This is a genomic window from Candidatus Magnetobacterium casense (assembly GCF_019173545.1).
In the GTDB taxonomy this organism is placed as follows: Bacteria; Nitrospirota; Thermodesulfovibrionia; order Thermodesulfovibrionales; family Magnetobacteriaceae; genus Magnetobacterium; species Magnetobacterium cryptolimnobacter.
Map to the genome: position 1 here is coordinate 1 of NZ_JABXWD010000727.1, position 1,222 is coordinate 1,222.

A 1,222-nucleotide genomic window follows, 5' to 3' on the forward strand; every position below is an offset into this window, starting at 1 on the left:
TAGGCTATGCCGGTAATATATACGTGGCAGATACGGGTAACCATCGGGTACAGGAGTTTGACACCAATGGGCGTTTTGTCAGAAGTTGGAAGGCCTCCGGTATGGCCAAGTCTTTAAAGGCACCAAAAGGGTTGAATCTGAAAACGCTTAGACAGTGGGATGACACCTTCTCTCCCGATGCAATAGCGATAGACAGGTTTGGTTACATATATGTGATCGACACATACAGCAGATATATCGTCAAATATGGTGCAAAGGGCGAGGTTGTGTCGTACTGGGGCGGTAGTGGCAATGGGGAAGGCATGTTTGCTCATCCAAGCTCTATAGCTGTGGACAACCAGGGCTACGTTTATGTAACAGATACGCAAAATAATAATGTGCAGAAGTTCTATGGTGATGGCCAATTTGTATCGTCCTTCAACGGCGGCGGTATGGTTGATGCACTGTTTGATCAACCAAGCGGCCTGACGATTGATTCCTATGGTAACGTTTTTGTGGCAGAAGCAGGTACCAATCGCATCCAGAGGCTGACAAAGACCACAGAGACAAGGCCAGCTAAGGTGACATATCTTACTGCCACACATGCAACAGGCGGGGTGAGGTTGACCTGGGCTGGAACCTTGGATGAAAATTCAATATCAAACGCCATGAGTTATAAGGTCTACTACAGCACGACAAACCTTGTTGATGAGTCAAGCCCTGTGTTGGGCACGTCAAACAGTGATATATATGACCATATTGGGACTGTAAGTGGTGTGACCTACTATTACCGCGTCAGTGCCTGTAACACCGCCGGCTGCGGTGAGCTTTCGGATATGGTGGCATACACGTTTAGGCGTAATGTCCTGACTGCTGATTTCAACGGAGACGGTCAGAGTGACGTCCTGTGGCGCAATATGCTGACAGGCGATGTTGCAATATGGCGGATGAATGGTGAGACGATCCATAACGTAAACACGGTTATGAGGTTAGACCTCCACTGGCAAATAGAGGGGATCGGTGACTTTGATGGTGATGGCAGAAGCGACATTGTCTTGCGACACACGCAGACGGGTCTTTTAGTCATATGGTTTATGGACGGGGCGTCGATTGCTAAGATCAAGGTTATTGGTAAGGTTGGTTTAGAAGAGCAGGTAGAGGCAATTGGCGACTTTGATGGCGATGGCAAAAGCGATATTCTATTGCAAAACACACAAACGGGTGAGTTTGCCCTGTGGATGTC

The 1,222-nt window shown here is 48.0% G+C and carries 1 protein-coding gene; it reads left to right on the forward strand.

All coding sequences use genetic code 11. The features are described from left to right. On the forward strand, positions 1–1,222 hold a 1,222-nt coding region (locus tag HWQ67_RS19115), incomplete at both ends, for an FG-GAP-like repeat-containing protein (RefSeq protein WP_255317361.1).